This window comes from Pedobacter sp. Hv1 (assembly GCF_001412215.1).
In the GTDB taxonomy this organism is placed as follows: Bacteria; Bacteroidota; Bacteroidia; order Sphingobacteriales; family Sphingobacteriaceae; genus Pedobacter.
Genome location: NZ_LLWP01000001.1, coordinates 270,851 through 293,931, shown reverse-complemented (window position 1 = coordinate 293,931; position 23,081 = coordinate 270,851). Strand labels below are relative to the sequence as shown.

General features: G+C 37.1%; 24 protein-coding genes. 16 read left to right on the top strand and 8 right to left on the bottom strand.

The annotated features are described in order from the left end of the window. The 12 genes from AQF98_RS01455 (at position 1) to AQF98_RS01400 (ending at position 9,831) form a co-directional block, all read left to right on the top strand. Complete coding sequence (locus AQF98_RS01455; RefSeq protein WP_055130138.1) at positions 1-219, top strand: CcmD family protein; 219 nt, start codon at positions 1-3, stop codon at positions 217-219. Between the two features lie 144 nt (positions 220-363). Continuing rightward, on the top strand, positions 364-1,785 hold the full coding sequence (locus AQF98_RS01450; RefSeq protein WP_055130137.1) for a Glu/Leu/Phe/Val dehydrogenase: 1,422 nt from the start codon (positions 364-366) through the stop codon (positions 1,783-1,785). A 149-nt stretch (positions 1,786-1,934) separates the two neighbouring features. Continuing rightward, on the top strand, positions 1,935-2,573 hold the full coding sequence (gene msrA / locus AQF98_RS01445; RefSeq protein WP_055130685.1) for a peptide-methionine (S)-S-oxide reductase MsrA: 639 nt from the start codon (positions 1,935-1,937) through the stop codon (positions 2,571-2,573). 175 nt (positions 2,574-2,748) lie between these two features. Next, positions 2,749-3,165 (top strand): cytochrome c maturation protein CcmE, encoded by a 417-nt coding sequence (locus tag AQF98_RS01440; protein WP_055130136.1) that lies wholly within the window; start codon positions 2,749-2,751, stop codon positions 3,163-3,165. Further along, on the top strand, positions 3,165-5,636 hold the full coding sequence (locus AQF98_RS01435) for a heme lyase CcmF/NrfE family subunit (protein WP_055130135.1): 2,472 nt from the start codon (positions 3,165-3,167) through the stop codon (positions 5,634-5,636). The genes AQF98_RS01440 and AQF98_RS01435 overlap by 1 nt, the downstream gene beginning before the upstream one ends. Further along, positions 5,636-6,397: a Rossmann-like and DUF2520 domain-containing protein gene (locus AQF98_RS01430; protein ID WP_055130134.1), complete on the top strand. Its 762-nt coding sequence runs from the start codon at positions 5,636-5,638 to the stop codon at positions 6,395-6,397. The genes AQF98_RS01435 and AQF98_RS01430 overlap by 1 nt, the downstream gene beginning before the upstream one ends. 42 nt (positions 6,398-6,439) lie before the next feature. Then, a complete protein-coding gene (locus tag AQF98_RS01425) occupies positions 6,440-6,772 on the top strand; it encodes a 2Fe-2S iron-sulfur cluster-binding protein (protein ID WP_055130133.1) in 333 nt (110 codons plus the stop codon). A gap of 114 nt (positions 6,773-6,886) precedes the next feature. Beyond that, positions 6,887-7,132 (top strand): Fe-S cluster assembly protein IscX, encoded by a 246-nt coding sequence (iscX, locus tag AQF98_RS01420; RefSeq protein ID WP_055130132.1) that lies wholly within the window; start codon positions 6,887-6,889, stop codon positions 7,130-7,132. Positions 7,133-7,273: 141 nt separating this feature from the next. Further along, on the top strand, positions 7,274-7,801 hold the full coding sequence (locus AQF98_RS01415) for an HAD family hydrolase (RefSeq protein WP_055130131.1): 528 nt from the start codon (positions 7,274-7,276) through the stop codon (positions 7,799-7,801). Positions 7,802-7,965: 164 nt separating this feature from the next. Beyond that, positions 7,966-8,379 (top strand): hypothetical protein, encoded by a 414-nt coding sequence (locus AQF98_RS01410; RefSeq protein WP_055130684.1) that lies wholly within the window; start codon positions 7,966-7,968, stop codon positions 8,377-8,379. Between the two features lie 96 nt (positions 8,380-8,475). Continuing rightward, positions 8,476-9,048 (top strand): nucleoside triphosphate pyrophosphatase, encoded by a 573-nt coding sequence (locus AQF98_RS01405; RefSeq protein WP_055130130.1) that lies wholly within the window; start codon positions 8,476-8,478, stop codon positions 9,046-9,048. Between the two features lie 132 nt (positions 9,049-9,180). Next, positions 9,181-9,831 (top strand): hypothetical protein, encoded by a 651-nt coding sequence (locus AQF98_RS01400; RefSeq protein ID WP_152969604.1) that lies wholly within the window; start codon positions 9,181-9,183, stop codon positions 9,829-9,831. Here AQF98_RS01400 and AQF98_RS01395 read toward each other — a convergent pair. The 6 genes from AQF98_RS01395 to AQF98_RS01370 all read right to left on the bottom strand — a co-directional run bounded on the left by AQF98_RS01395 (position 9,815) and on the right by AQF98_RS01370 (position 17,398). Next, positions 9,815-10,720, bottom strand: a complete 906-nt coding sequence (locus AQF98_RS01395) for an exopolyphosphatase (RefSeq protein WP_055130128.1) — start codon at positions 10,718-10,720, stop codon at positions 9,815-9,817. The two genes, AQF98_RS01400 and AQF98_RS01395, sit on opposite strands and share 17 nt — an antisense overlap. Continuing rightward, a complete protein-coding gene (locus AQF98_RS01390; protein ID WP_055130127.1) occupies positions 10,717-11,433 on the bottom strand; it encodes an SDR family NAD(P)-dependent oxidoreductase in 717 nt (238 codons plus the stop codon). Before AQF98_RS01390 ends, AQF98_RS01395 begins: the two co-directional genes overlap by 4 nt. A gap of 66 nt (positions 11,434-11,499) precedes the next feature. Beyond that, on the bottom strand, positions 11,500-12,834 hold the full coding sequence (locus tag AQF98_RS01385; RefSeq protein WP_055130126.1) for an ABC transporter permease: 1,335 nt from the start codon (positions 12,832-12,834) through the stop codon (positions 11,500-11,502). Continuing rightward, complete coding sequence (locus AQF98_RS01380) at positions 12,827-13,738, bottom strand: ABC transporter ATP-binding protein (protein WP_055130125.1); 912 nt, start codon at positions 13,736-13,738, stop codon at positions 12,827-12,829. Before AQF98_RS01380 ends, AQF98_RS01385 begins: the two co-directional genes overlap by 8 nt. Before the next feature lie 308 nt (positions 13,739-14,046). After that, the gene (locus AQF98_RS01375; RefSeq protein ID WP_055130124.1) at positions 14,047-16,464 is read right to left on the bottom strand and encodes an outer membrane beta-barrel family protein; all 2,418 of its coding nucleotides are present in this window, start codon (positions 16,462-16,464) and stop codon (positions 14,047-14,049) included. 64 nt (positions 16,465-16,528) lie between these two features. Next, positions 16,529-17,398: a DUF5694 domain-containing protein gene (locus AQF98_RS01370; RefSeq protein ID WP_055130123.1), complete on the bottom strand. Its 870-nt coding sequence runs from the start codon at positions 17,396-17,398 to the stop codon at positions 16,529-16,531. 201 nt (positions 17,399-17,599) lie between these two features. Between AQF98_RS01370 and AQF98_RS01365 the strand changes: the two genes are divergently transcribed. The 4 genes from AQF98_RS01365 to AQF98_RS01350 all read left to right on the top strand — a co-directional run bounded on the left by AQF98_RS01365 (position 17,600) and on the right by AQF98_RS01350 (position 21,207). Beyond that, positions 17,600-18,631, top strand: a complete 1,032-nt coding sequence (locus tag AQF98_RS01365) for a sensor histidine kinase (protein ID WP_055130122.1) — start codon at positions 17,600-17,602, stop codon at positions 18,629-18,631. An 80-nt stretch (positions 18,632-18,711) separates the two neighbouring features. After that, complete coding sequence (locus AQF98_RS01360) at positions 18,712-19,893, top strand: serine hydrolase (protein ID WP_055130121.1); 1,182 nt, start codon at positions 18,712-18,714, stop codon at positions 19,891-19,893. A gap of 15 nt (positions 19,894-19,908) precedes the next feature. Beyond that, on the top strand, positions 19,909-20,634 hold the full coding sequence (locus AQF98_RS01355; RefSeq protein ID WP_055130120.1) for a LytTR family DNA-binding domain-containing protein: 726 nt from the start codon (positions 19,909-19,911) through the stop codon (positions 20,632-20,634). 69 nt (positions 20,635-20,703) lie between these two features. Next, positions 20,704-21,207 (top strand): hypothetical protein, encoded by a 504-nt coding sequence (locus AQF98_RS01350; RefSeq protein ID WP_055130119.1) that lies wholly within the window; start codon positions 20,704-20,706, stop codon positions 21,205-21,207. Positions 21,208-21,284: 77 nt separating this feature from the next. Here the strand turns inward: AQF98_RS01350 and dnaJ are convergent, their stop codons facing one another. Further along, positions 21,285-22,454, bottom strand: a complete 1,170-nt coding sequence (dnaJ, locus tag AQF98_RS01345) for a molecular chaperone DnaJ (RefSeq protein WP_055130118.1) — start codon at positions 22,452-22,454, stop codon at positions 21,285-21,287. 4 nt (positions 22,455-22,458) lie between these two features. Next, positions 22,459-23,025 carry a nucleotide exchange factor GrpE gene (locus AQF98_RS01340; protein WP_055130117.1) on the bottom strand — a complete coding sequence of 189 codons (567 nt, stop codon included), beginning with the start codon at positions 23,023-23,025 and terminating at the stop codon, positions 22,459-22,461. Positions 23,026-23,081: the final 56 nt, after the last annotated feature.

The following is a 23,081-nucleotide window of genomic DNA, read 5'->3' as shown; positions in this document are numbered from 1 at the left end:
ATGAAGAAGTTTGCTTTTACCTTAATGATGTTAATTACTTCATTAAACCTGTTTGCCCAAAATAACGATATTGAAATGGCCGATGCATTACGCAGCAACGGAAAAATATATATCGTAGTGATATGTGTGGCCATCATTCTAATAGGTTTATTGATCTATCTGTTTACATTGGATAGGAGATTAAAAATGTTAGAAAAAAAAAATTCTAACAAAAACTAATTTTAAACCTCATAGACCTAATCTTTTAGGCCTTTTATTATGGTGTTTATCTTACACTAAGCAAAATTTCACTTGCATTAATGGGTTATTTTAATGCAATTTTGCACCCGTAAAAGAAGAAAACCAATTATAAAATAACAAATAATGGCTAATACAGCAAACGAGACAAGTTTCTTTACAGATGTTTGTAAGAACTTTGATAGCGCCGCCCAATTTACCAATCATCCAGAAGGTTTATTGGCTCAAATAAAAGCATGTAACAGTGTATATCGTTTTCAATTCCCTATACGTAGAGGAAACGGTTTTGAAGTAATTGACGCATGGCGTGTAGAGCACTCTCACCACATGAGTCCGACAAAAGGTGGTATCCGCTATAGCGAAATGGTTAACGAAGATGAGGTGATGGCACTTGCAGCTTTAATGACCTACAAATGCGCTATTGTAAATGTTCCTTTTGGTGGTGCTAAAGGTGGTATTTGTATCAACCCTAAAAACTATTCTGTTGCAGAGTTAGAAACAATTACTCGTCGTTACACAACAGAATTGATTAAAAAGAATTTTATTGGCCCTGGTATTGATGTTCCTGCTCCTGATTACGGATCTGGTGAACGTGAAATGAGCTGGATTGCTGATACTTATATGACCATGAACCCAGGTTCTTTAGATGCCTTGGGTTGTGTTACCGGTAAACCAATTGCTTTACACGGTATTCGTGGTAGAAAAGAAGCTACAGGTCGTGGTGTTGCTTATGCGGTACGTGAATGTGTTTCTTTTGGAGAAGATATGGCTAAAATTGGCTTAACTGCTGGTTTAGAAAATAAAAAAATAATTGTACAAGGTTTAGGTAACGTAGGTTACCACTCGGCTAAATTCTTAGCAGAATTTGGTGGTATCATTGTGGGTATCTGCGAGTTTGAAGGTGCAATTTACAATGCAAATGGTTTAAATATTGACGAGGTTTTTGCTCACCGTAAAAACACTGGTTCAATTTTAGGTTTCCCAGGTGCTACAGACTTTAAAAATTCAATGGAAGGTTTAGAGCAAGAATGCGATATCTTGGTTCCTGCAGCTTTAGAAAACCAAATCACTGCTGATAACATCCGTAGAATTAAAGCAAAAATTATTGCTGAAGGTGCAAACGGACCATGTACACCAGAAGCTGAAGAGATTTTCTCTGAAATGGGCGGTATCATTATTCCAGATATGTACTGTAACGCTGGTGGTGTAACTGTTTCTTATTTCGAGTGGTTGAAAAACCTTTCTCACGTAGCTTTCGGTCGTATGGAAAGCCGTTACGCAGAAAACTCAAATGCAAACTTGATCAATACTTTAGAAACTTTAACCGGAAAAAGCATCCCTGCAGAAAACCGTTTAATGATTGTTAAAGGTGCATCTGAAATGGAATTGGTAAACTCTGGTTTAGAAGACACCATGATCCACTCTTACCGCGAAATTAGAGAAACATTGATGAACAAACCTGCAATTAAAACTTTAAGAACTGCAGCATTTGTAAATTCAATTGATAAAATTGCGATTTCGTACATGAATTTAGGTATCTGGCCATAGGCTAACCTATCATATTTAAAAAGCCCTGTATCTTTAAAAGATGCAGGGCTTTTTTTATGGATTGGAATAATCTGTAAAAACCATGACAATTGTTGAAAAACATTGTTGGCTTTTCATCGTATATTGTAGTGTAACAAATGATCAATGCCATGAATAGACTATTTTTAATTATCTCCTTGTTTTTATTCGCTTCTTGTGGAAGCGGAGATGCGCAGACCAAAGCAGTTTTACCCGAGGCAAAAAAAGGACAGCAGACAGCCACCTTTGCCGCTGGATGTTTCTGGTCGGTTCAAGAAGGGTTTAGTGAATTAAAAGGGGTAATTAAAGCTACAAGTGGTTATGCTGGTGGTACTACCAAAAACCCAACTTATGAGCAGGTTGGATCTGAGCGAACTGGTCATGCAGAGGCAGTGCAGGTAATTTACGATCCCAATGTAATTAGCTTTGCACAATTGTTGGAAGCATTTTTTTATATGCACGACCCTACAGAGTTGAACAGACAAGGTCCAGATATTGGCACCAGTTACCGTTCTATTGCTTTTTACCGCAATGCGGAAGAGAAAAAACAGATTGAGGGTGCCATATTGAAATTTAATAGAGATAAGATTTATGGCGGTGCAATAGTAACCGAAGTTAAGGCGTTTGATACTTTCTATCCTGCAGAAGCTTACCATCAGAACTATTATCGCCTACATCCAAACGAAAGTTATGTAGCCAATGTATGTGGGGCTAAAGTGCTCAAACTTAGAAAAGCAGTACCTCAGTTGCTTCAGGATAAGTATAAATAAAAACAGTGCTTTAGCTCGGCTATTCTCAAATACTTATATAGACTGATTAAAAACTAATAGGTTTTAATTAGAGAACTATCAATTAATTGTCACGATACGTATAACCGAAGGCTGAAAATGCTTGAGGTAGCATTGTTTTTTTATCTTTGTTGTCAGGATTTTTAATTTTAATTAAATGAGAAAGAGTGCAATAATTGGTTTAATTACGATTGCCATCTGTATTGGTTTTTTAGTTAGTTTAAACGCAGATACCGATACGTATTCTAATTTCACACAAGCAGCTACTTCTAATAAAGAAGAGCATGTAATGGGCCATTGGGAAAAAAGCAAAGGCATGCAATACGATGCGGTTAAAGATCCTAACCACTTTGCTTTTTTTATGAAAGATGAAAAAGGTGAAGTAAAAAAAGTAGTACTCAACGGTACTAAACCACAAGATTTTGAACGTTCAGAAAAATTGGTGCTGATTGGTAAAATGGATAATGATACCTTTTACGCATCAAAGATATTAATGAAATGCCCTTCTAAATACAACGACAACCTGGTAGAAGTACAGCAGGATGGTCAAGTAAAACAATACAAAAAATCTTAATGGATCATATTCAGTTTATTGGAGAAAATCTTCTTCCAGGTAAAATAGGACAGTTTTTTATCGTCCTTGCATTCGTAGCGTCTTTGTTATCTACTGTCGCTTATTTTTTCGCAGTTAAAAACAAAAACGAACAAGACAGATCTTGGATAAACATTGGCCGTTATGCCTTTTTTATAAATATAGTGAGCATTTTAGGTATAGGGACAACCCTGTTTTACCTTATCCTAAATCATTATAACGAGTATTATTATGTTTGGTCGCACTCGTCAAAAGAACTCCCTGTTTATTATATTATCTCTGCTTTTTGGCAAGGACAAGAAGGAAGCTTCTGGTTATGGGCTTTTTGGCAAAGTCTTTTAGGTGCTATTTTGATCTGGAAAGCCAAAACTTGGGAAACAGGAGTAATGACGGTGGTGGCATTTTCGCAAGTGTTCTTAACTTCTATGTTATTGGGCGTACAGATTTTTGGAGAACGTATTGGTAGCTCGCCTTTTATCCTATTAAGAGAAGCGATGAACCTGAAAGAAATGGTTCCTGTTTTCAACGATCCAGAGAAATACAAAAACTACCTTAAGTTTATTACAGATGGTAAGGGCTTAAACCCATTGTTACAAAACTATTGGATGGTTATCCACCCACCAACCTTGTTTTTAGGTTTTGCCAGTATGGTGGTTCCATTTGCTTATGCCATTGCGGCTTTGTGGCAAAAACGATACAAAGAATGGGTTAAACCAGTATTGCCTTGGGCTTTGTTTGCGGTAATGATATTGGGTACAGGTATTATTATGGGTTCTTTCTGGGCTTATGAGGCACTTAACTTTGGTGGTTTCTGGGCATGGGATCCGGTAGAGAATGCTTCTATTATTCCTTGGTTAACCCTAATTGGCGGCGTACACGTAATTATTGCCTATAAAAATACAGGTCATGCCTACTTTACGGCCATTGCCCTTATTTTAGTTAGTTTCTTATTGGTGTTGTATGCCTCTTTTTTAACCCGAAGTGGTATTCTCGGCGAAACCTCGGTACACTCATTTACCGATTTGGGTATGTTTGGCCACCTGATCTTATACATTGTAGTGTTTTTGGGTATTGCAGTTTATTTTGTTGTACGGAGATGGAACGAAATGCCGATTACCCATAAAGATGAAGAAACTTATTCTCGTGAGTTCTGGATGTTTATCGGTGCCTTAGTGGTTACCGTATCTTGTATCCATATTATATTTGCTACTTCGGTGCCTGTATTTAACAGGGCTTTTGGCACTTCATTTTCACCACCGATAGATGCCATTAAATTCTATAATAAATGGCAGGCTCCATTTGCAGTTTTAATTGCATTGATCTCTGGTTTCTCGCAGTTTTTAAAATATAAAAGAACCGACCCACGTAAATTCTATAGCAGCTTAATTTCTTCTATTGTATTTTCATTGGTTATTACTGGGGCATTTGCATGGTTAACAGGCGTGTATACCAATCTCATGTATGTGATTTTAACTTTCAGTTGTATATTTTCGGTGTTAAGTAATGCCAGATTGCTAAGTGGTGTATTTGCTGGTAAAGGCAACAAGTTAGCAGGTTCTGCAGTTGCGCATATTGGTTTTGCCTTATTGTTGTTAGGTGCCTTGGTGGCTGCTGCTACCAGCAATCCAATTTCGGTTAATGCAAACAATTTTATTCCGGTTAAGGATTTTGAGAAAAACCAAAAACCAGGAGAAAACATCATGCTGTATAAAAACGAGCCTAAAAAGATGGGCAAGTATACAGTAACCTATATCAGCGATACTACCATTGCCCCAAATACTTATTACAAGCTTAATTTTAAAGCAGTTGACGAAAAAACTGGTAAGGTTAAAGAAGACTTTATTGTTAATCCAAGTATCCAAGAAAATGGTAGAATGGGATTGATTGCTTCTCCAGATACCAAACATTACCTAACAAGTGATATTTATACGCACATTACCGCTGCTGCTGAGAAAAAACCAGAACATGAAGCACATGAAGGGCACTCTGAAGATGAAAACTACAAAGCACCTAGAATTGTAACTGTAGCTGTTGGAGATACCCTCCATACCAGTAGTGGGGTTTTAACCATTAAGTCTTTAAATAGTAAACCAGTTGTGAGAGACCTTAAAATTGCTCCAGGCGATTTAGCGGTAGGTTTGCCAATGGAAATAGATGTAAGTGGTAAAATCTATAAAGCTGAACCATTGTTCTTGGTAAAAGGTAACAATACTTTCGATTTTGCCAGAAAAATTGATGAGCTAAGTTTGAGAATAAGGTTTACTAAAATTATTCCAGACCAACAGAAATTTGAGGTGATGATTTACGAAAAGCCTGAAGCAGCTAAAGACTGGTTGGTATTCAAATCTATTGAATTCCCTTATATCAATTTATATTGGATCGGTACAATTGTAATGGTAGTTGGTTTCTTGATGTCTATTATTAGAAGGAAAAAAGAACTGCAAACAAAATAATGAAAATTGTAATTATAGGCGCTGGAAATATAGCTACACATTTGGCCAAGGCACTGCAAGCCAAAAATGTGCAGATTGCCCAGGTTTGGTCCTATCATTACAACAATGCATTAACACTGGCAAAACAAGTCAATGCGCAAGCAATTGACAGTTTAAATGAAATTGACCAACAAGCAGATGTATGTTTGATTGCTGTTAAGGATGATGCCATTAGCGAAATTGCCGAACAAATTAAAGATTTTAAAGGCTTAATTGCACATACTTCTGGAGCCGTGAATATGGAAGTATTGAATGGGATTGCCGAGCATTATGGTGTTTTTTATCCACTACAAACCTTTTCTAAAGATAAAGAATTGAGCTTTGTCGATATTCCATTGTGCTTAGAAGCGAATAATGAGATAGCTTTGCAAACTTTAAAACACTTGGCAGCGAAATTAAGTACCCATAGTGTAGAAGTAAATAGCGAAAAACGCAAAATATTACACTTGGCAGCTGTTTTTGCTTGTAACTTTACCAATCATTTATATGCATTGGCAAATGAAGTTTTGAAATTTAACGAATTAGATTTTGCTATTTTAAGACCATTAATTAATGAAACGGCAGCAAAAGTTCAACATGCCTTGCCTTTAGCGGTACAAACAGGACCAGCCATTAGAAATGATGAGCAGACCCTAAAAAAACATGAAGAATTGCTGGTACAACAGCCACAATTACTAGAAATATATAAAACATTAAGTAATAGCATTAAAAAAACCAGATAATTATCGGATTGCGGTTTTAGCTACTTACTTTTGCAATTAATTATGAGTATTTTTAAATTAAAAATAAATTTTGAAGAAGAAGGCAAAGCGCCTGTTGAGCTACCTATTGCTGCCGGAGAAGACGTTTTAGACGTTTGTTTGGATAATGGAATAGAACTACAGCACAATTGTGGTGGAGTTTGCGGTTGCAGTACTTGTCATATTTATGTGAACAAGGGGATGGATAATATTCAAGAAATATCAGATAAGGAAGAAGATTTTATTGATAGAGCAGTGAGACCTAAGATTACTTCGCGTTTAGCTTGTCAATGTATCATTATAGATGGTGATATTGAAGTAACGATACCAGATCAGTCTGAATTTTTAGGACATTAAGCCAGTTAACAGTTTTCAGTTAGCAGTTAACCAAATACTTTGTCAGTCTGAGCCTGTCGAAGACAGTTAAACAATTAAGCACTCAAGCAATTCAACAATTAGAATAATAAACGAATGAATAACGATAAATTTGCATTACCAATTTACTGGAACGACCACGAGGATATTGCGCAGGAGCTTTACGAGAAATTTGGAGCTGAATTTAATGAAGCGAAAATATACCGTATCAGATTTACAGAGCTGTTAGATTGGGTACTTTCTTTGCCAAATTTTAAAGGTACACGTGAAGAAAGTAACGAAGGGCATTTGGAGCAAATTCAATCGGCCTGGGTTTACGAATGGAGAGATAACCAGGATTAAGTGTAAAGTAGAAAGTGAAAAGTTGAAAGTATAAAGTGAAAACCTACAACTTTGAAGCTTTAACTTTTGGACCCTGAACTTTTAACCTTCAACTTTTAACTCAGAACCCTGAACTTTCAACTTAAAACTTACAACTCACTAATGTTCCTACAAAACCTTAAAAATATTACCACTTTTATCTTTGATGTAGATGGCGTATTGACCAATGGAACTGTAATTGCTTCAGAGTCTGGCGAGTTGTTGCGTACTTTTAATATCAAAGACGGTTATGCCTTACAATTAGCTGCCAAAAAAGGGTATAAGATCTGCATCATTTCTGGAGGTAAGGGAATAGCGATGAATAAGCGCTTTGATGGCTTGGGTGTAGCAGATGTATATTTAGGTGTGGCAAATAAAGTAGAAGTATTTGAAAATTATTTGGCCCAAAACAACATTCAACCAGATCAGGTTTTATATATGGGTGATGATATGCCCGATTACCATGTAATGCAATTGGTGGGCATTGCCACCTGCCCAATTGATGCCATTGATGAGATTAAACAAATATCCCATTACATCTCGCCTAAAAAAGGTGGCGAAACAGCCGTAAGAGATGTAATTGAAAAGGTATTAAAGGTTCAATTGAACTGGTTCGATCCCAATCCTTCTGCTGCCGATTCGAGCAAATAAAAAATTATCTTCCTGTTTTTTAAGGGTTTAAAATGCAACAATTAAGTTACTGCATACCATTAAACCTTGGGCGTTATTTTCACTCTAATAACGACAAAAACAAAACCATTGGAGCTCAAATAAAAACCAAAACGCTTCAAAAACACTTAAAAAACAAAAACAACATGAAAAAATTAATGATTATCTGCGGATTATTATTCAGTGTAGTAACTTTCGCTAATGCACAACAGGGTGGACAAGGTGGCCAAGGCGGTCAACGTCGTGCTCAAGCTACTCCAGAAGAAAGAGTAAAACAATTAGACGAAAAAATTAAATTAACTGACGAGCAGAAAACAAAAGCAACTGCAGTTTATGCTGAAGCGGCAGAAGCTCAGAAAAAAATGCGTGAAGAAGCACAAGCAGGTGGTGATAGACAAGCAATGATGGAAAAAATGCAAAAAATGACAGCTGAAACTGATGCTAAAATTACTGCACTTTTAAACGACGATCAGAAAAAAGCTTACAAAACATGGCAAGATGAAGTGAAAGCGGCTAGAGAAAAAGCAATGAAAGAAAGACAAGGTGGTGGCGGTCAATAATTAACCCCTCATTTTGATAAACAAGAAAAGCGACTTATGGTCGCTTTTCTTGTTATATTACCTTTTGCTTTATTATTTTAGCAGAAAATTTGAAACATGTACAAACAGCAACAACCCATTATTCTGGCTTCAAAATCGCCCCGCAGACAAGAATTAATGAAACTATTGGGATTAGATTTTACGGTTGAACTGAAAGAGGTAGATGAAACCTACCCAGAAGGTTTAAGTCCTGCAGAAATTGCTGTTTACATATCAGAACTTAAGGCCAATGCTTTTGGCCATGCCGCAAACAAGATTGTAGTTACTGCCGATACTATTGTAGCCATTAACGGAGAGATTTTAGGTAAACCAAGTGATCGAACACATGCACAAGAAATGTTGCGGAAGTTATCTGGTTGTAAACATGAAGTGTATACAGGAGTTACTTTGATCAAAGACAAAAAAATGGTATCGTTTTACGATTTGACTGAAGTACATTGCAGAGCTGTAACAGAAGATGAAATAGATTTTTACATCGACAATTATCAACCTTATGACAAGGCTGGAAGTTATGGCATCCAAGATTGGTTTGGAGTAGCTGTAGTAGAACGTATGGTAGGTTCTTATACCAATGTAATGGGGCTGCCTACAGAAAAACTATACCAACAATTGTTGCTTTTGGATATCTAAACCTAGATTTTAAATTATTTTCAATTTCGTTTGTGAATTTCCTTGATAAGTGGCATCATTTATCAAAGTAAACAAATGAAAGCATCGACCTCATACACTATTGAAAAACCTTGTGACCAAAATTGGGCACAAATGGAAAAGAGAGAAAGACAGCGTTTTTGCCAATCCTGCCATAAATGTGTCATTGATTTTTCTGAATATAGTACTGCAGAGATCATCCAAAAATTAACCAGTACTACAGATTCGATTTGCGGTCGCTTAAGCCAAGCGCAACTAGATCAGCTGAACTACCATTTGGTGCTAAGCGAACCAACCCGCAACTGGGTCAAATACCTAGGTGTATTGGCTATAGGAGCAAGTATTTTTATGCTTGATACAGCAGCATTTGCACAAGCAGCACCAATTAGGATTGAAAAAAGCACCATTACTTTGTCTGATGGGAACAAACCCTTAATAGTGCAGAAGATTTATGGGTACCTCGTAAATGAAGAAAAAAAACCTGTTGTAGGTGCAAAAGTAAGTATCAACCAAACCAAATTATTTGGCATTACTGATGAAAGTGGTCGATACGAAATCAAATTAGCCGCAAATTTTAACCCAAAGTATAAACAGATGAGCATTATACATGAGGGAGTTGTTTTAACCACCATGCCTTTTAATCCTTCAAAAGAAAAACAAAAATTGATCGAAGTATCGACATCTCCAATGTTAATGGGAGAGATTATTATACAACAACCATTAATGCAAAGACCAGCTATTAAATTGATTAATCCTTCAAACTAGCTAGTACACCCATTTTTAGGTCGTAAGTAGAGAGTTTGAGCTCATTTAGGCCTAGTTGGTCAATTACATAGTTGGTCAGTAGGCAGGCCATTACAATCATATCTACACGTAGTGGGATCAGGCCCTCCATTTTAGCTCTTTCCTCATGCGTGGCCGAAATTAGCTGCTCAGCTAATCTGCGATAAGCCGTTATGGCAATTTCTGCGGTGCTGATTTCTTTGATATTAAGATCGGGTGCAATCATGCCTGCAAAAGTCTCAAAAGCACCAGCCGAACCGATTAATGTTTGAGGTAGATGTGTTTTACAAATGAAGATAAGGTCCTTCAATTCATTGGTCAAATGATCTAGAATGGAATCTTGATCTGCTTCATTAATTGGATCAGATTTAAAGAAAGCCTGCATCAATCTTGCTGCACCAATGTTGTAACTCTTTTTCCAGATCAGGTGCTGCTCATCACATAAGATAAATTCTGTGCTTCCACCACCAATATCCATAATCAATGATTTACCTGTAATGGCGCCGCTCCATTTTACACCTTCGTAAATATATTGGGCTTCCTCATCACCATCTATAATATCGATATGGATACCTGCTTCATTTTTAGCGGCCTCAACAAAGTCTAAACCATTTATGGCACTACGTACACCCGAAGTTGCTGTTGCCTTAACCAAGTCTACTCCCTGTTTGTCTATCTCGGCTCTAAATTCTTGCAAACAAACAATTCCTCTTTTAAATGCAGAGGGGATGATGAGGTTGTTTTTGGTAATGTCTTCGCCCAGTTTAACAGGTTGATTTGTTTTATAGATCACTTGCAATTCATTGCCATTTTGTTCGGCAATAAGGAGGTGGAAAGTATTGGTTCCGAGGTCGATTACGGCTATCTTCATAGTCTTTGGTATAAAAATCTGGGCATCAGTTTTAAAAGCCACGCAATGATGTTCCATCGCTTGGTGATATAACTAACGCTTTTTTTAGCTTTAATGGCGTTAAATATTTGCAATGCAGCTTTCTCTGGTTCAGCAACCCAAAATTGTTGATCGCCTTTGGCCATTGCAGTAGCTACAAAACCTGGTCTTAGATCTGTAATAGTAATTTCCAGCTTCTGTTGGTTTGCTTTTTGCCTTAATCCTTCAAGATAGTTGATTTGATAAGCTTTGCTGGCATTGTAAGCAGGAGAAATGGCACCACCCCTTAAACCGGCAATAGAAGTGATCACAGCGATCTGTCCTTTTTTTTGTTGCTCAAATTGTTTGTAGCCCCAAACCACTACTTGGTTAAATGCTTTTACATTTACGTCAATAGTTGGTAGTTCTAAATCAATAGCCAAGTATGCATTGAGTTCGCCAACTCCAGCACAATAGATCAATAAGTCAACACCACCCAGTTTTTCTGCCAGTTGGTTCAGGTTTACTGCTGTTTGTTCAAAGTCGACTACATCGAAAGCTAAAGCATGAAAATTTTCAGGGTTCTCCTGTTTCAGTTCGGCTAAGAGATCAGCTCTTCGGCCTGTAATACCAACCGTATAGTGATGTTTGGCCAGTAGCAAAGTCAAAGCCTTACCAATACCTGATGTTGCCCCAACAACAATTGCTTTTTGCATGTGCGATATGAACCACCAAGACACCAAGTTATTTTGGTAAACTTTGTGTCTTGACGGTTTGAAAAATTAATTTTTATAGGTAAACCACTTGAACATTTCTTTGAAGGTGGTTTTTTTGCCGTACATTAAAATACCAACCCTGTATATTCTGCTGGCTACCCAAACAGTGCCTACAAAGCCAATTACTAAAATGATCATGGATAAAGCCAATTCCCAACCCGGTACACCGTAAGGTAAACGTACCACCATGGCAATAGGAGAGGTAAAAGGGATCATCGATAACCAGAAAGCTACGTTGCCATAAGGATCATTGGTTACCACGCTTAAAGAGAGGGCATAACCCAAAAGCAGTGGCATCATTACGGGCATCATAAATTGTTGCGTTTCTGTTTCGCTATCAACGGCAGAGCCAATTGCCGCATATAAGGCACTATAAAATAAATAGCCTCCAATAAAGAAGAAGATAAATACCGTTACAATTTTGCCAAAATCTAGGCCTGCTAAACTCTTTTGTACATCGGCCATTGGACCTTGCGCTGGGGTAGCAATTTGAGTACCTGTTGACAGTTGACTGCCAGCCTGTGTTGAAGCTGCAATTTTTTTCACATCACCTTTGTCTACAAAAACAGTTACAGCAATGGTGCTAATGGTAAACGTTAAAACAATCCATAAAATGAATTGTGTTAAACCAACCAAAGCAATCCCAATAATCTTGCCCATCATTAACTGAAAAGGCTTAACAGAAGAGATCATTACTTCAATAATTCTGCTTGTTTTTTCTTCAATTACACCACGCATTACTTGGATGCCATATAACATGATGAACATGAACATCAATATACCTGCTATAAAAGCAATAATGGTACTGGCACCCGCACTACTCGATTCTTCTTTTCCAGTTTCAGTGGCAATCTTTTTGGTTTCAATATCAACCGATGTTTTCAATTGGTCGAGGTCACTTTGGGCAATGCCAGATTCCTTTAATTTTTGGGTACGGATCAGTTCTTCAATATCGCGAGCAATTCTATTGTTTAAAGATAACCCTGCTTGTTTAACACCAAACAGTTCAATCCCTTTTGGCTCTTTTAAGGTAAATTCGGGTAAATACAATACGTAGTCGTAATCAGATTTTTTGATGGAGCTTTTCATCTCGCTCAATGATTGATTTACATAGATGTATTCGGTATTTTTATCAGAGGCCAGTTTTTCTTTTAAGGTAGTATTGGTGCTTACTACCGCAATTTTATCGTGTGTATCACTAATGCCCTTGTAAGTAAAATAACCAATCAAACCGTAAATCCCGGCGATGAGGAGTGGAGTTAAAAACGTCATGATAATGAACGATTTTTTCTTTACCCTCGATAAATATTCTCTGCGTATAATGAGTAAAATCTTATTCATAGTCTTGTCTTTTAACTTTATCAATAAAAATATCGTTCATGGTTGGAATAACCTCATCCAATTTGCTAATAGAAACATATGGTAACAAGGTTGCTAAAACCTCGTTGGCTGTTTTATTGGGCTGTAATTGTATTTTGATCAAGGTTTTTCCTTTTACATTTTCAGTTTGTAAAACATCAAAAATCCCTTTCGAGCTTTCGGCATTGTAATCGCCTTCGTACTCAATCCAATAGGTATTGTTGCGGTAGGTAGCCTTGATTTCGTCAACACTGCCGTCTAAGATCTTTTTAGAACGGTCAATTAAGGCAATATGGTCGCAAAGCTCTTCTACACTTTCCATTCTGTGGGTAGAGAAGATAAAGGTTGCGCCTTGTTTGTTCAGTTCAAGGATTTCATTTTTAATGATATCGGCATTTACCGGATCGAAACCAGAGAAAGGTTCGTCGAGAATAATTAATTCTGGTTGATGCAATACAGTTGCAACAAATTGCACTTTCTGTTGCATTCCTTTACTCAAATCTTCTACTTTTTTGCCCCACCAATCTTTCATTTCTAGTTTTTCGAACCAGAATTTAATCCGTTTGGTGGCTTCGGCAGTGCTTAAACCCTTTAGTTTGGAAAGGTACAACACCTGTTCGCCAATTTCCATCTTTTTATACAGACCACGTTCTTCGGGTAAGTAACCAATTTGAGAAATATGATCGGCATTTAAACGTTGACCATTGAAAAGGACTTCTCCACTATCTGGAGCCGTAATTTGGGTAATAATTCTAATTAAAGATGTTTTGCCAGCACCATTAGGCCCCAAAAGGCCAAATATTTTTCCACTTTCTACTTCCAAGCTTACTTGGTCTAAAGCGCGGTGCGTAGCATATTGCTTTACAATATTTTTTACGCTAAGCATTTTATGAATTTGTTTTTTTGTTTAGTAAATATAAGATGCAGGAACCGTAAATATGTTACGCTTTTTTTGGAATCTGTACGATGATGGTTAATTGGGGAGTAGGAAATAGAAAATGGGGAATAGGAAATGGGAAATAGGGAATAGGTTGGGTTTGCGATTTTTTAGAAGATTGTCATGTGGAGCCTGTCGAAGTATTTTTTGTATTGGTCGTTAGTCGGGATTTATGATTAGTTGGTCGGGATTTGTAATCTCGACTTTAAATATATTGGTCGAGAAAACATTTCTCGACCAACTAGACTAACGCTATATTAGTTTCCGCCCACTCTTCCTTCTTCTTCTCCGGTTCCGGTTTTGCGGTTGCGGGCAGTTTTGATTTTCATGTTACCAAACTTGTAGGTTAAGTTTAAAGAAACTTTGCGGTTTTCCCACTCGTTTTTCCAATAGGTATTGATGTTATTGTAATTAAGGGTAGCCCTAAACATTCCGGTAGCAAATACATCATTTAGCTTTAAGGCAATGGTTGCGTTCTTTTTCCAAAAGGTCTTTTTAACGCCTACATTGATGCCATATGCTTCTAAATTACGAAATAAGCCTGAAACAGAGGGCGCCTGATAATAAGCATACACATTAAATACGTAATCTTTAGGTAAAGTAATGGTGTTGTCGGTACTGATACCCCAACTCCATTGCGAAGCATTGTAACCCGAACCTTGAATGGGAGAACTCGTTTTGTTATATTGGGCATAAAGCTCTGTATTGTTGTTCCACCATTTCACAACGTCGAAAGGATTGCCAGTAGCCATATATAGACTTGTTTCCCTGTTCAAGTTTTCTGGGCGACTGATACTTTCTTTAGTCTCATTGTTTTGATAAATGACCTCAGATTCTGAACCATTTGTGGTGGCATAACTCAAGGTAAATAATCGGTAGTTCTTATAACTGTAATTAAACTCATAATTATCTGCATAAGAAGCTTGTAACAACGGGTTTCCTTGTAAAGCAGTATATGGATCTGTATAGAAAGTAAAAGGATTAAGACTTCTATACGATGGACGATTGATACTTTTGCGGTAAGAAGCAGTAAGCTGATTGTTCTCGCTGGCTTTAAACGAAGCCGAAACGGTTGGGAAAACTTTCCAGTACTTACGCACAATATCGGTACTGGTACCCGATGAAAATCCATCACCTAAAGTTTGCTCTACCCTAAAACCTACCTTGATCTCTAAGTTTTTGAAAGATTGTTCTACAGATGCATAAGCTGCATTGATGTTCTCATTGTATAGAAAACGATTGGTACGTTTAGGATCGTTGATCCACATTGCGTTTTTTAGGGAATCAAAACGAACATTGCTATTGGTACTTACCCAACTGCTTTTCCAACCTGCTTCAAATTTCATTTTTTTAGAAATAGGGTGGATGTAATCTAATTTCAAAGCGTAGATAGAAATATCACCATTACCAAAGTTGCGGAGATCAACCGGTGGCCCTTTTAACTGATCATTGGCATCAAAATAAGTATTGGTAAAAGTTTCATTTTTATCGTTTTGATAGTAGACATAATCGGCATCAAAGCTTAATTCTTTGCCAAGGGTATCAATTTTAACACGGTAATTTAAATTAAGTGCATGGTTGCCAGATTTATTGGTTTGTGGGTTATGCATGGCTACATTACCAGCTTTAACACCTTGGGCATTGTAATTTGGAGAGTTGCTGGTTACATCGGTTTCGTCTGGCGAATTGAAACCCTTAAACATTACCCCAATGGTATGTTTATCGTTGATGAAATAATCTGCACCTGCAGAATAATTTAAGCTGCTGGTAATAGGGTGCCAGAAATTAACTTGGTTAAACTGTTCATCGCCAATTTGCCTGTTAAGGGTTAAACGATTAAAGGAATTGTATCGCCCAGCATTTAAACGCACATAACTGCTAATTTTACCAATATTATAGTTAAGGTTTGTACCTCCATATACTTTCTCGTATTTGCCATATCCTCCGCCTAAATTGGCATTGCCATTGATACCTTGCATTCTGTTCCTTTTCAATTTGATATTGATGAAACCACCTGTTCCGGCAGCATCAAAAGAAGATGGTGGATTAGAGATCAATTCTATTTTGCTCAATACAGAACCCGGTAGAGATTTAAGGTAAGTGGTTAATTCGCCACCACTCATATAGCTTATTTTACCATCAATCATTACGGTAATTCCTTTTTTACCTTTTAAGATCAGGTTATCATCTTTATCTAATTTGATACCTGGGGCACGGCTCAAAACTTCCAATGCATTATCACCCGTGGTGTTCATCTGCTCTACATTAACGATCGTACGGTCGGATTTTTGGTCAATTACAGGCATTTTGGATACTACTGCAATTTCTTTTAGGCTTTGTGTTCTATTTTGTAGGGTAATAGGAGCAACTTTATGGTCGCCGTCTTTTAGTTCAAATGGGCTAGAGGCTTGTTTTTCGTAGCCCATCATTAATACCTTGATCTGGTATTTGCCCGGTTTGATGTTTTTAAATTCATATAGCCCAAATTGATTGGTCATTTGCGTACCTACGGCACTAGAATCTGGTAAGCGGACTAAAGCTATTGATGCAAATTCGAGGGTTTGTTTTTTGGTTTGTTCTACTACGCTGCCAGTTATTTTAAAGGTTTGCGCTTGTACAAGGTTAAAGCATAACAATAGGAGTAGGCTTAAAAATAATTTTAAAAGGATCTTCATAATTAAGGTTTTGTTTGTGGTTAAATGAAATGACGGGGTTTTTATGCGATACGTTGCACCTTGATTATTTAATTTTCATAATGTCTTTAAGTTCAACTACTTCATATTGGCCATCATCTTCAATAAATTTTTTAATGATGGCAATGTGTCCAGCTCCTAGCAGGATCACTGCTTTTTGAGCTGCCGATTGCATCTGTTTCTGAACTAGACTATACATGTACAGGTTTCTTTTGTACCATTCTGCAACTGAAAAAGCTCCTCCAAAATTGTCTGTTTTGCCAGCTCTGTTTAAGGTTTTGATGTAAAAACCACTATTGATTTTTCTAGCTTGCTCGGTGTTAAGGTCGAGGATCAATGAAGTTAAACCCATGGTTTTACGTTTGAGGTTGGCTTCTTTGCCCATAGTGGTAGTGTAGGCAGAAATTTCAGCCATTACATCATCCTGTTTGGCAGCTTTGATGGCATTCATTACTGTGTCGAAAGGCATTGGTAGTGGATAATCGATCCCGTTTACTTGTTTTAGCCCAGTTTTTTTAGCGGCTCTAAATGCCAGTTGAAAAATTTCGTTATTGGCATACATGGCATAAGCTCCTTTATTTTTGTAGGTCTTTTCTACATAGTTTTCGTATTGGTTATTTAAGTAGAGTTGATAAAGAGAATCCAATTTTTTTTGATCATAGTATTCCCATTCTACAAATATTTTATTGGGATTGAATTTTTTGATCTGATTGCTAATTTGCGCTAATTCTTGTTGTGCTTTTGCAGTCCTTATATCAAAATCATTTGTTTGAACGGCATCGGCGCCAGGATTATTAAAATGAAAGGTGCCAATTAACAAGATTTGTTTCTTTTTTATGGTTTGGGCATTTGAAACAGATAGGAAACCTAAAGTAAATAAGGCTTGAACAATAATTAAGGTGATTAACTTTTTCATGATGTTTTTGATTTGTTGTCCAAAGGTTCACAATAGCCCAACCTTGTACAATTAAATGATACGAAGCTCCCAAAATATTATCCCAATCGGTTTTTTACATCAAAAAGGGCTTCGTCCTTCAAACAAGGGTGTTGGGATAATTTTTGATGGGGTTGGCATCAAAAACTATGCTGTTCTAAAACCTTTTTATAGTTTTATTGCATGAAAAGAACTAGACTTGTTTTAATCCACATCCTTTGCTGGACAATTATATTAACCTATCAATATGGAGGCTATCTTATCAAAAAACCTAGTTTTTTGTACATTGCGTTAGATAGCTCTATGTCTTTTATACAATTGGTAGAGTTTTATATCTGTTTTTTATGGGTCTATCCTAATTACTTGAAACGGAGCAAAGTGCCTCAGTTAATTATGGGAATTTTGGTGGCATTGGCTTCGTTTATCTTGCTCCGTTATTTGATTGAAGAAGTGCTTTATCCACAATGGTTTGGTTTTAATAATTATGCAAAGGGTACCACCATTCGCTACTATATTGCAGATAATATCTATTTTGGTTTTTCTTATATCGCTATTGCACTGGGTGTATATAGTGTACAACAGAATTTTAGAGATGAGGCTACCAATCGTAAATTAAAAGATGAAGCCATTAAGGCCGAGCTTGCTTTTCTAAAATCGCAGATCAATCCTCATTTTTTGTACAATACCTTAAACTATGTATACTCATTGGCTATTCCAGTTTCTGATAAATTGGCCAATGCAGTGTTACGTTTATCAGATCTGATGCGGTATACCTTAACAGAAAGTCCTGATGGTAAAGTGCGGTTGGTTAAAGAAGTAGAATATTTGGAAAGTTATATTGCTTTATTCGAAATGCGTTTTGAACCTAATTTCTACGTCAACTTTAAAACCGAAGGATTAAGTGAAGAACATGAGATTGCTGCATTGGTATTGATTCCCTTTGTAGAAAATGCATTTAAACATGGTGTAATTAACGATCCTTCGCAACCTGTTAAAATTTCATTATCGGTAAGTGATAAACGTTTGGCTTTTGAAGTGAGCAATAAGATCAGCCATGCGCAAAAAGACCACTCGAGTGGGGTAGGTCTGGTTAATGTACACCGAAGACTGGATTTGATCTATCCTGATCAGCACGAGCTACTGATCTCGAACAATGGAAATACGTATAAAACTACGTTGATCATTAACCTGTCAAAAAGTAAATCGAAAAAATGAGAAGGTTAGCTACCTCCTGGGTTTGTTAACAAAAGACTAAAAAAGAGTTGTGACCATAAAACCTCAATAAATAAATTGATATGAAAAAAATATGTTTGGGTTTGATAGCAATTGGCCTATGGAGCAGTTGTGCACCTATTAGAGCATTAAGATGGTGGCAGCCCGACCTTAGTGATAGTGCCAAGTTTGCCAAAACTAAGATTGATAAAGCTGTTGTACCTTTTAGGTTTACCCAGGCAATCGGTCAACAGAAATACCAAGAGTTAAGCAAATATTTAGATACGCAATTGATAAATACCAATACGAACGTATTTTTGGTGATTAAAAATGATAGTATCATCTACGAGCGTTATGCCGAAAAGCTCAATGCAAATACCTTACATCCAAGTTTCTCTGTAGCCAAATCATACATTGGTACTTTGGTGGGTATGGCCATAGACAAAGGTCTGATTACTGGTGCTGATGATCTGGTGATCAAATACCTGCCAGAGCTGAAGAAAAATGATCCACGTTTTGGTAAATTGACCATTCAACATGTTTTAGATATGCGCTCTGGTTTAGATTTTGACGAAAATAAAGAAACTCCTTTTGCTGGTATTGCCAAATTGTATTACGGTTCATCACTTCGCAATCAGATAGCCAAGCTGAAGATGAAACGGGAACCGGGTTTATCTTTTGAGTATCAAAGTATCAATACGCAATTGTTGGCAGCCATATTAGAACGTGTAAGTGGAGAGAAGGTACCTGCATTGTTGTCGAAATATTTATGGAACCCTTTGGGTGCAGAATCTGATGCAATTTGGAGCCTTGACGACCAGAAAACAGTAAAAGCATTTTGTTGCTTAAATGCTACAGCAGCCGATTTTGCAAAATTGGGTAGGTTGTATCTTAAAAAAGGAAATTGGCAAGGTAAACAATTGGTAAGCACACAATGGATCAATACCACTACAAACGCCGATGTACTGGCTAAGCTAGGTTATAAAAACCAGTGGTGGGCCAATAACAATACCCGTTATTTTAAGGATTCGGTAAGTGCCGTTCAAGCATTGAACAAGCTGAAATTAAATGCACCCATTAAAAAAATGAGCAATGGTAGCTACGCTGTTAAGGTCAAAACCAATGATTACCGTGCCGAAGGAATTTTAGGGCAAATCGTTTATGTAAATCCTGATAATAATGTTATCATTGTTAGAATGGGAGATTATGCAAACAAGAATTTATATTTTAATGGATTTATCCCAAAAATTGGACGTGAACTTTAACAGAATGAATAAGATATGATTCGTTGTCTTGCTGTAGATGATGAGGCTTATGCTTCAGAAATAATTGCTACCTACATTAATAAAACACCATTTTTAACTTTAGTTGGAAGTACAACGAGTGCTTTTGAAGCCTTAAATCTGGTACAAGAAGGGAAGGTAGATTTGGTTTTTTTGGATATCCAAATGCCAGAGCTTACCGGAATTCAATTCTTGAAAATTACCGGTGGTAAATGTAAAGTTATTTTAACCACTGCTTATTCTGAATATGCACTTGAAGGTTTTGATTTAGATGTGGTTGATTATTTATTGAAGCCTGTTTCTTACGAACGCTTTTATAAAGCTGCTTTAAAGGCACAACAATTATTGATGCCTGCTGGGGTGACACCGGTTCAGAAAGAAAATGTACCTGTAGCCAATGCCACTGCCGATTTTATGTTTATTAAGGGCGACACCAAAAATAAATTCATTAAGATCAATTACAGCGAAATTCTGTATGTAGAAGGGTTGAAAAACTATGTTTCTATTTATACCACAACCGCACAAAGGATCATCACTTATCAAACCCTAAGGGAGCTTGAAGACCAGTTGCCGCAACCTCCGTTTTATCGGGTGCATCGATCTTACATTGTATCAACGGAGCATATTCGGGTAATTGATGGGAATAACATCACTATTGCAGATCAATCTATACCGATAGGGGAAACCTACCGAGAAGATTTTTTTAAGATGATAAAAGAATAGCTTGTATTTTTTGGTGAGAGTGTAGCGAATGGAACTGTTTGTTCGTTTAGCTTGATAAACCAAACCAATATGAAAAAAGTTCTCCTCGCATTTGTTGCACTGTTTGTGCTCAATTTAGGCTGTAAAAAGATCAGTGATGTGGATAGGCTCTGTGCCTGTTCGCCAATTTCTAATGTGCCCTACTTAAGCTTAGTGATTAAAAATAACAACGGAGGTGATTTGCTAAGCGCAACTACTGCTGGTGCTTTTGCCAAAGAGCAAATACAGCTTTACCGCAAAGATGCGAATGGTGAAATTAAACAGCTTGAATTTAGGCTTAGGCCACCTTTTGCTTATGGTACCAACCAGTTGTTTAACTACAGTCAATTGGTTTCTATGGAAATAGCCCTATCGGCAAAAAGCATTAATGATACCTTTTATTTGAAATTGGGCGATAATCAATTGTACGAACTTAATTTAAAGGTTAATGAGATGAAGATTGAGAAATTGCTGATCAATCAGCAAGAAGCTCCACTTGAAAATAGTACAACAGGTAATGCCTACGTGGGTACCATTTTTTCAATGAAACTTTAAAGCCCGAGTTTGAATTTTTGCTGTTAAAGTAGTTAATTGTAAAAAGAAAGCCTTCCAGATTTTGGAAGGCTTTCTTTTTATTCGAAATATTCTTTCATTTTATCGAAGAAACTCTTGTCGTTTTTACCGGGTTGCGGTTTAAAGTTTGGAGATTCTCTTAATTTCTCTAAAATGGCTCTTTCTTCAGCATTTAATACTTTAGGTGTCCAAATATTGACATGGATAATTTCATCACCACGGTGGTATGAATTGATCTCTGGAATACCTTTGCCTTTTAAGCGGAGTAATTTTCCACTTTGTGTGCCTGGTTCGATTTTAATTTTCGCTTTTCCATCAATAGTTGGTACCTCTGCACTGTAGCCTAAAGCGGCATCAACAATACTTACATGTAGATCGTAAACAATGTTGTTTCCTTCACGTTTTAAGGTTTCGTGTGGTAATTCTTCAATTAAGATGATCAAGTCGCCGGGTACGCCTCCGTTTGGAGCAGCATTTCCTTTACCAGCCATGCTCAATTGCATCCCTTCACTTACACCAGCAGGAATGTTAATGGTAATGGTTTCTTCGCCACGAACTGTTCCATCGCCATGGCATGCGCCACATTTTGCAGTAATCTGCTGTCCGCTACCATGACAGGTAGGGCACGTTGCAGTAGTTTGCATTTGGCCTAAAATGGTATTGGTAACTCTACGTACTGCACCGCTACCACCACAAGTTTTACAAGTGCTTACAGACGATTTGTCTTTTGCTCCAGTACCATCGCATGTTTTACAGGTAATTTGTTTATTTACCTTTATTTTTTTCTCAGCACCATGTGCAATTTCTTCCAAAGTTAATTTAACCTTGATGCGTAGGTTGCTTCCTTTAGCTACTCTACGGCCACCGCCACCACGAGACTGGCCACCGCCACCAAAAAAGCTATCGAATGGGCTGCCACCACCACCAAAAATATCTCCAAACTGACTGAAGATATCTTCCATGTTCATGCCACCCCCGCCGTAGCCACCGCCACCAGCTGCACTACCCACACCCGCATGACCGTATTGATCATAACGTTGTTTTTTCTCAGGGTTGCTCAACACCTCGTAAGCTTCTGCAGCTTCTTTAAATTTATCTTCTGCAGCTTTATCATCAGGATTTTTATCCGGGTGATATTTAATAGCCAATTTGCGGTAAGCTTTTTTAATCTCTTCCGCCGATGCGTTTTTAGCTACGCCAAGTATGTCGTAAAAATCTCTTTTGCTCATTGTATTAACTACCTACTACTACTTTTGCAAAGCGAATTACTTTGTCGTTTAAGGTGTATCCTTTTTCTAATTCGTCAACTACTTTACCCTTTAAATCATCAGATGGAGCAGGTATTTTGGTAATTGCTTCGTGTATATCTGTATCAAAAACTGTATTGATGCTTTCTAACTCTTTTAATCCTTTTTGGCTTAAAATGCTTTTCAATTTGCTCTGAACCAGCATAATGCCATCGCGAATAGCACTTACCTCTGTCGTATTTTCAGTAGCTTTTAAAGCGCGTTCAAAATCATCTAAAACAGGTAGCAATGATACTACAACATCTTTGCCTGCAGTTTGTAATAATTCGATTCGTTCTTTTTGGGTACGACGTTTATAATTATCAAATTCTGCAAATAAACGCAAGTACTTGTCATTTAAAGCAGCGTTTTCTTGTTGTAATTTTTCTTCAGCACTCAACTCTACCGTAGGTTCTGTAGCTACGTTTTCTTCGTTTTGTGCATTTTCTATTTCTTGCTCAGCCTGATTATTTTCGATAACCGGTTCTTCTTCCTTTTTCTTCTTATTAAACATGTTGTATACTCGTGTTTTAGCTCTTCGAACGCAAAAGTTTTGCCAATAACAAAAAT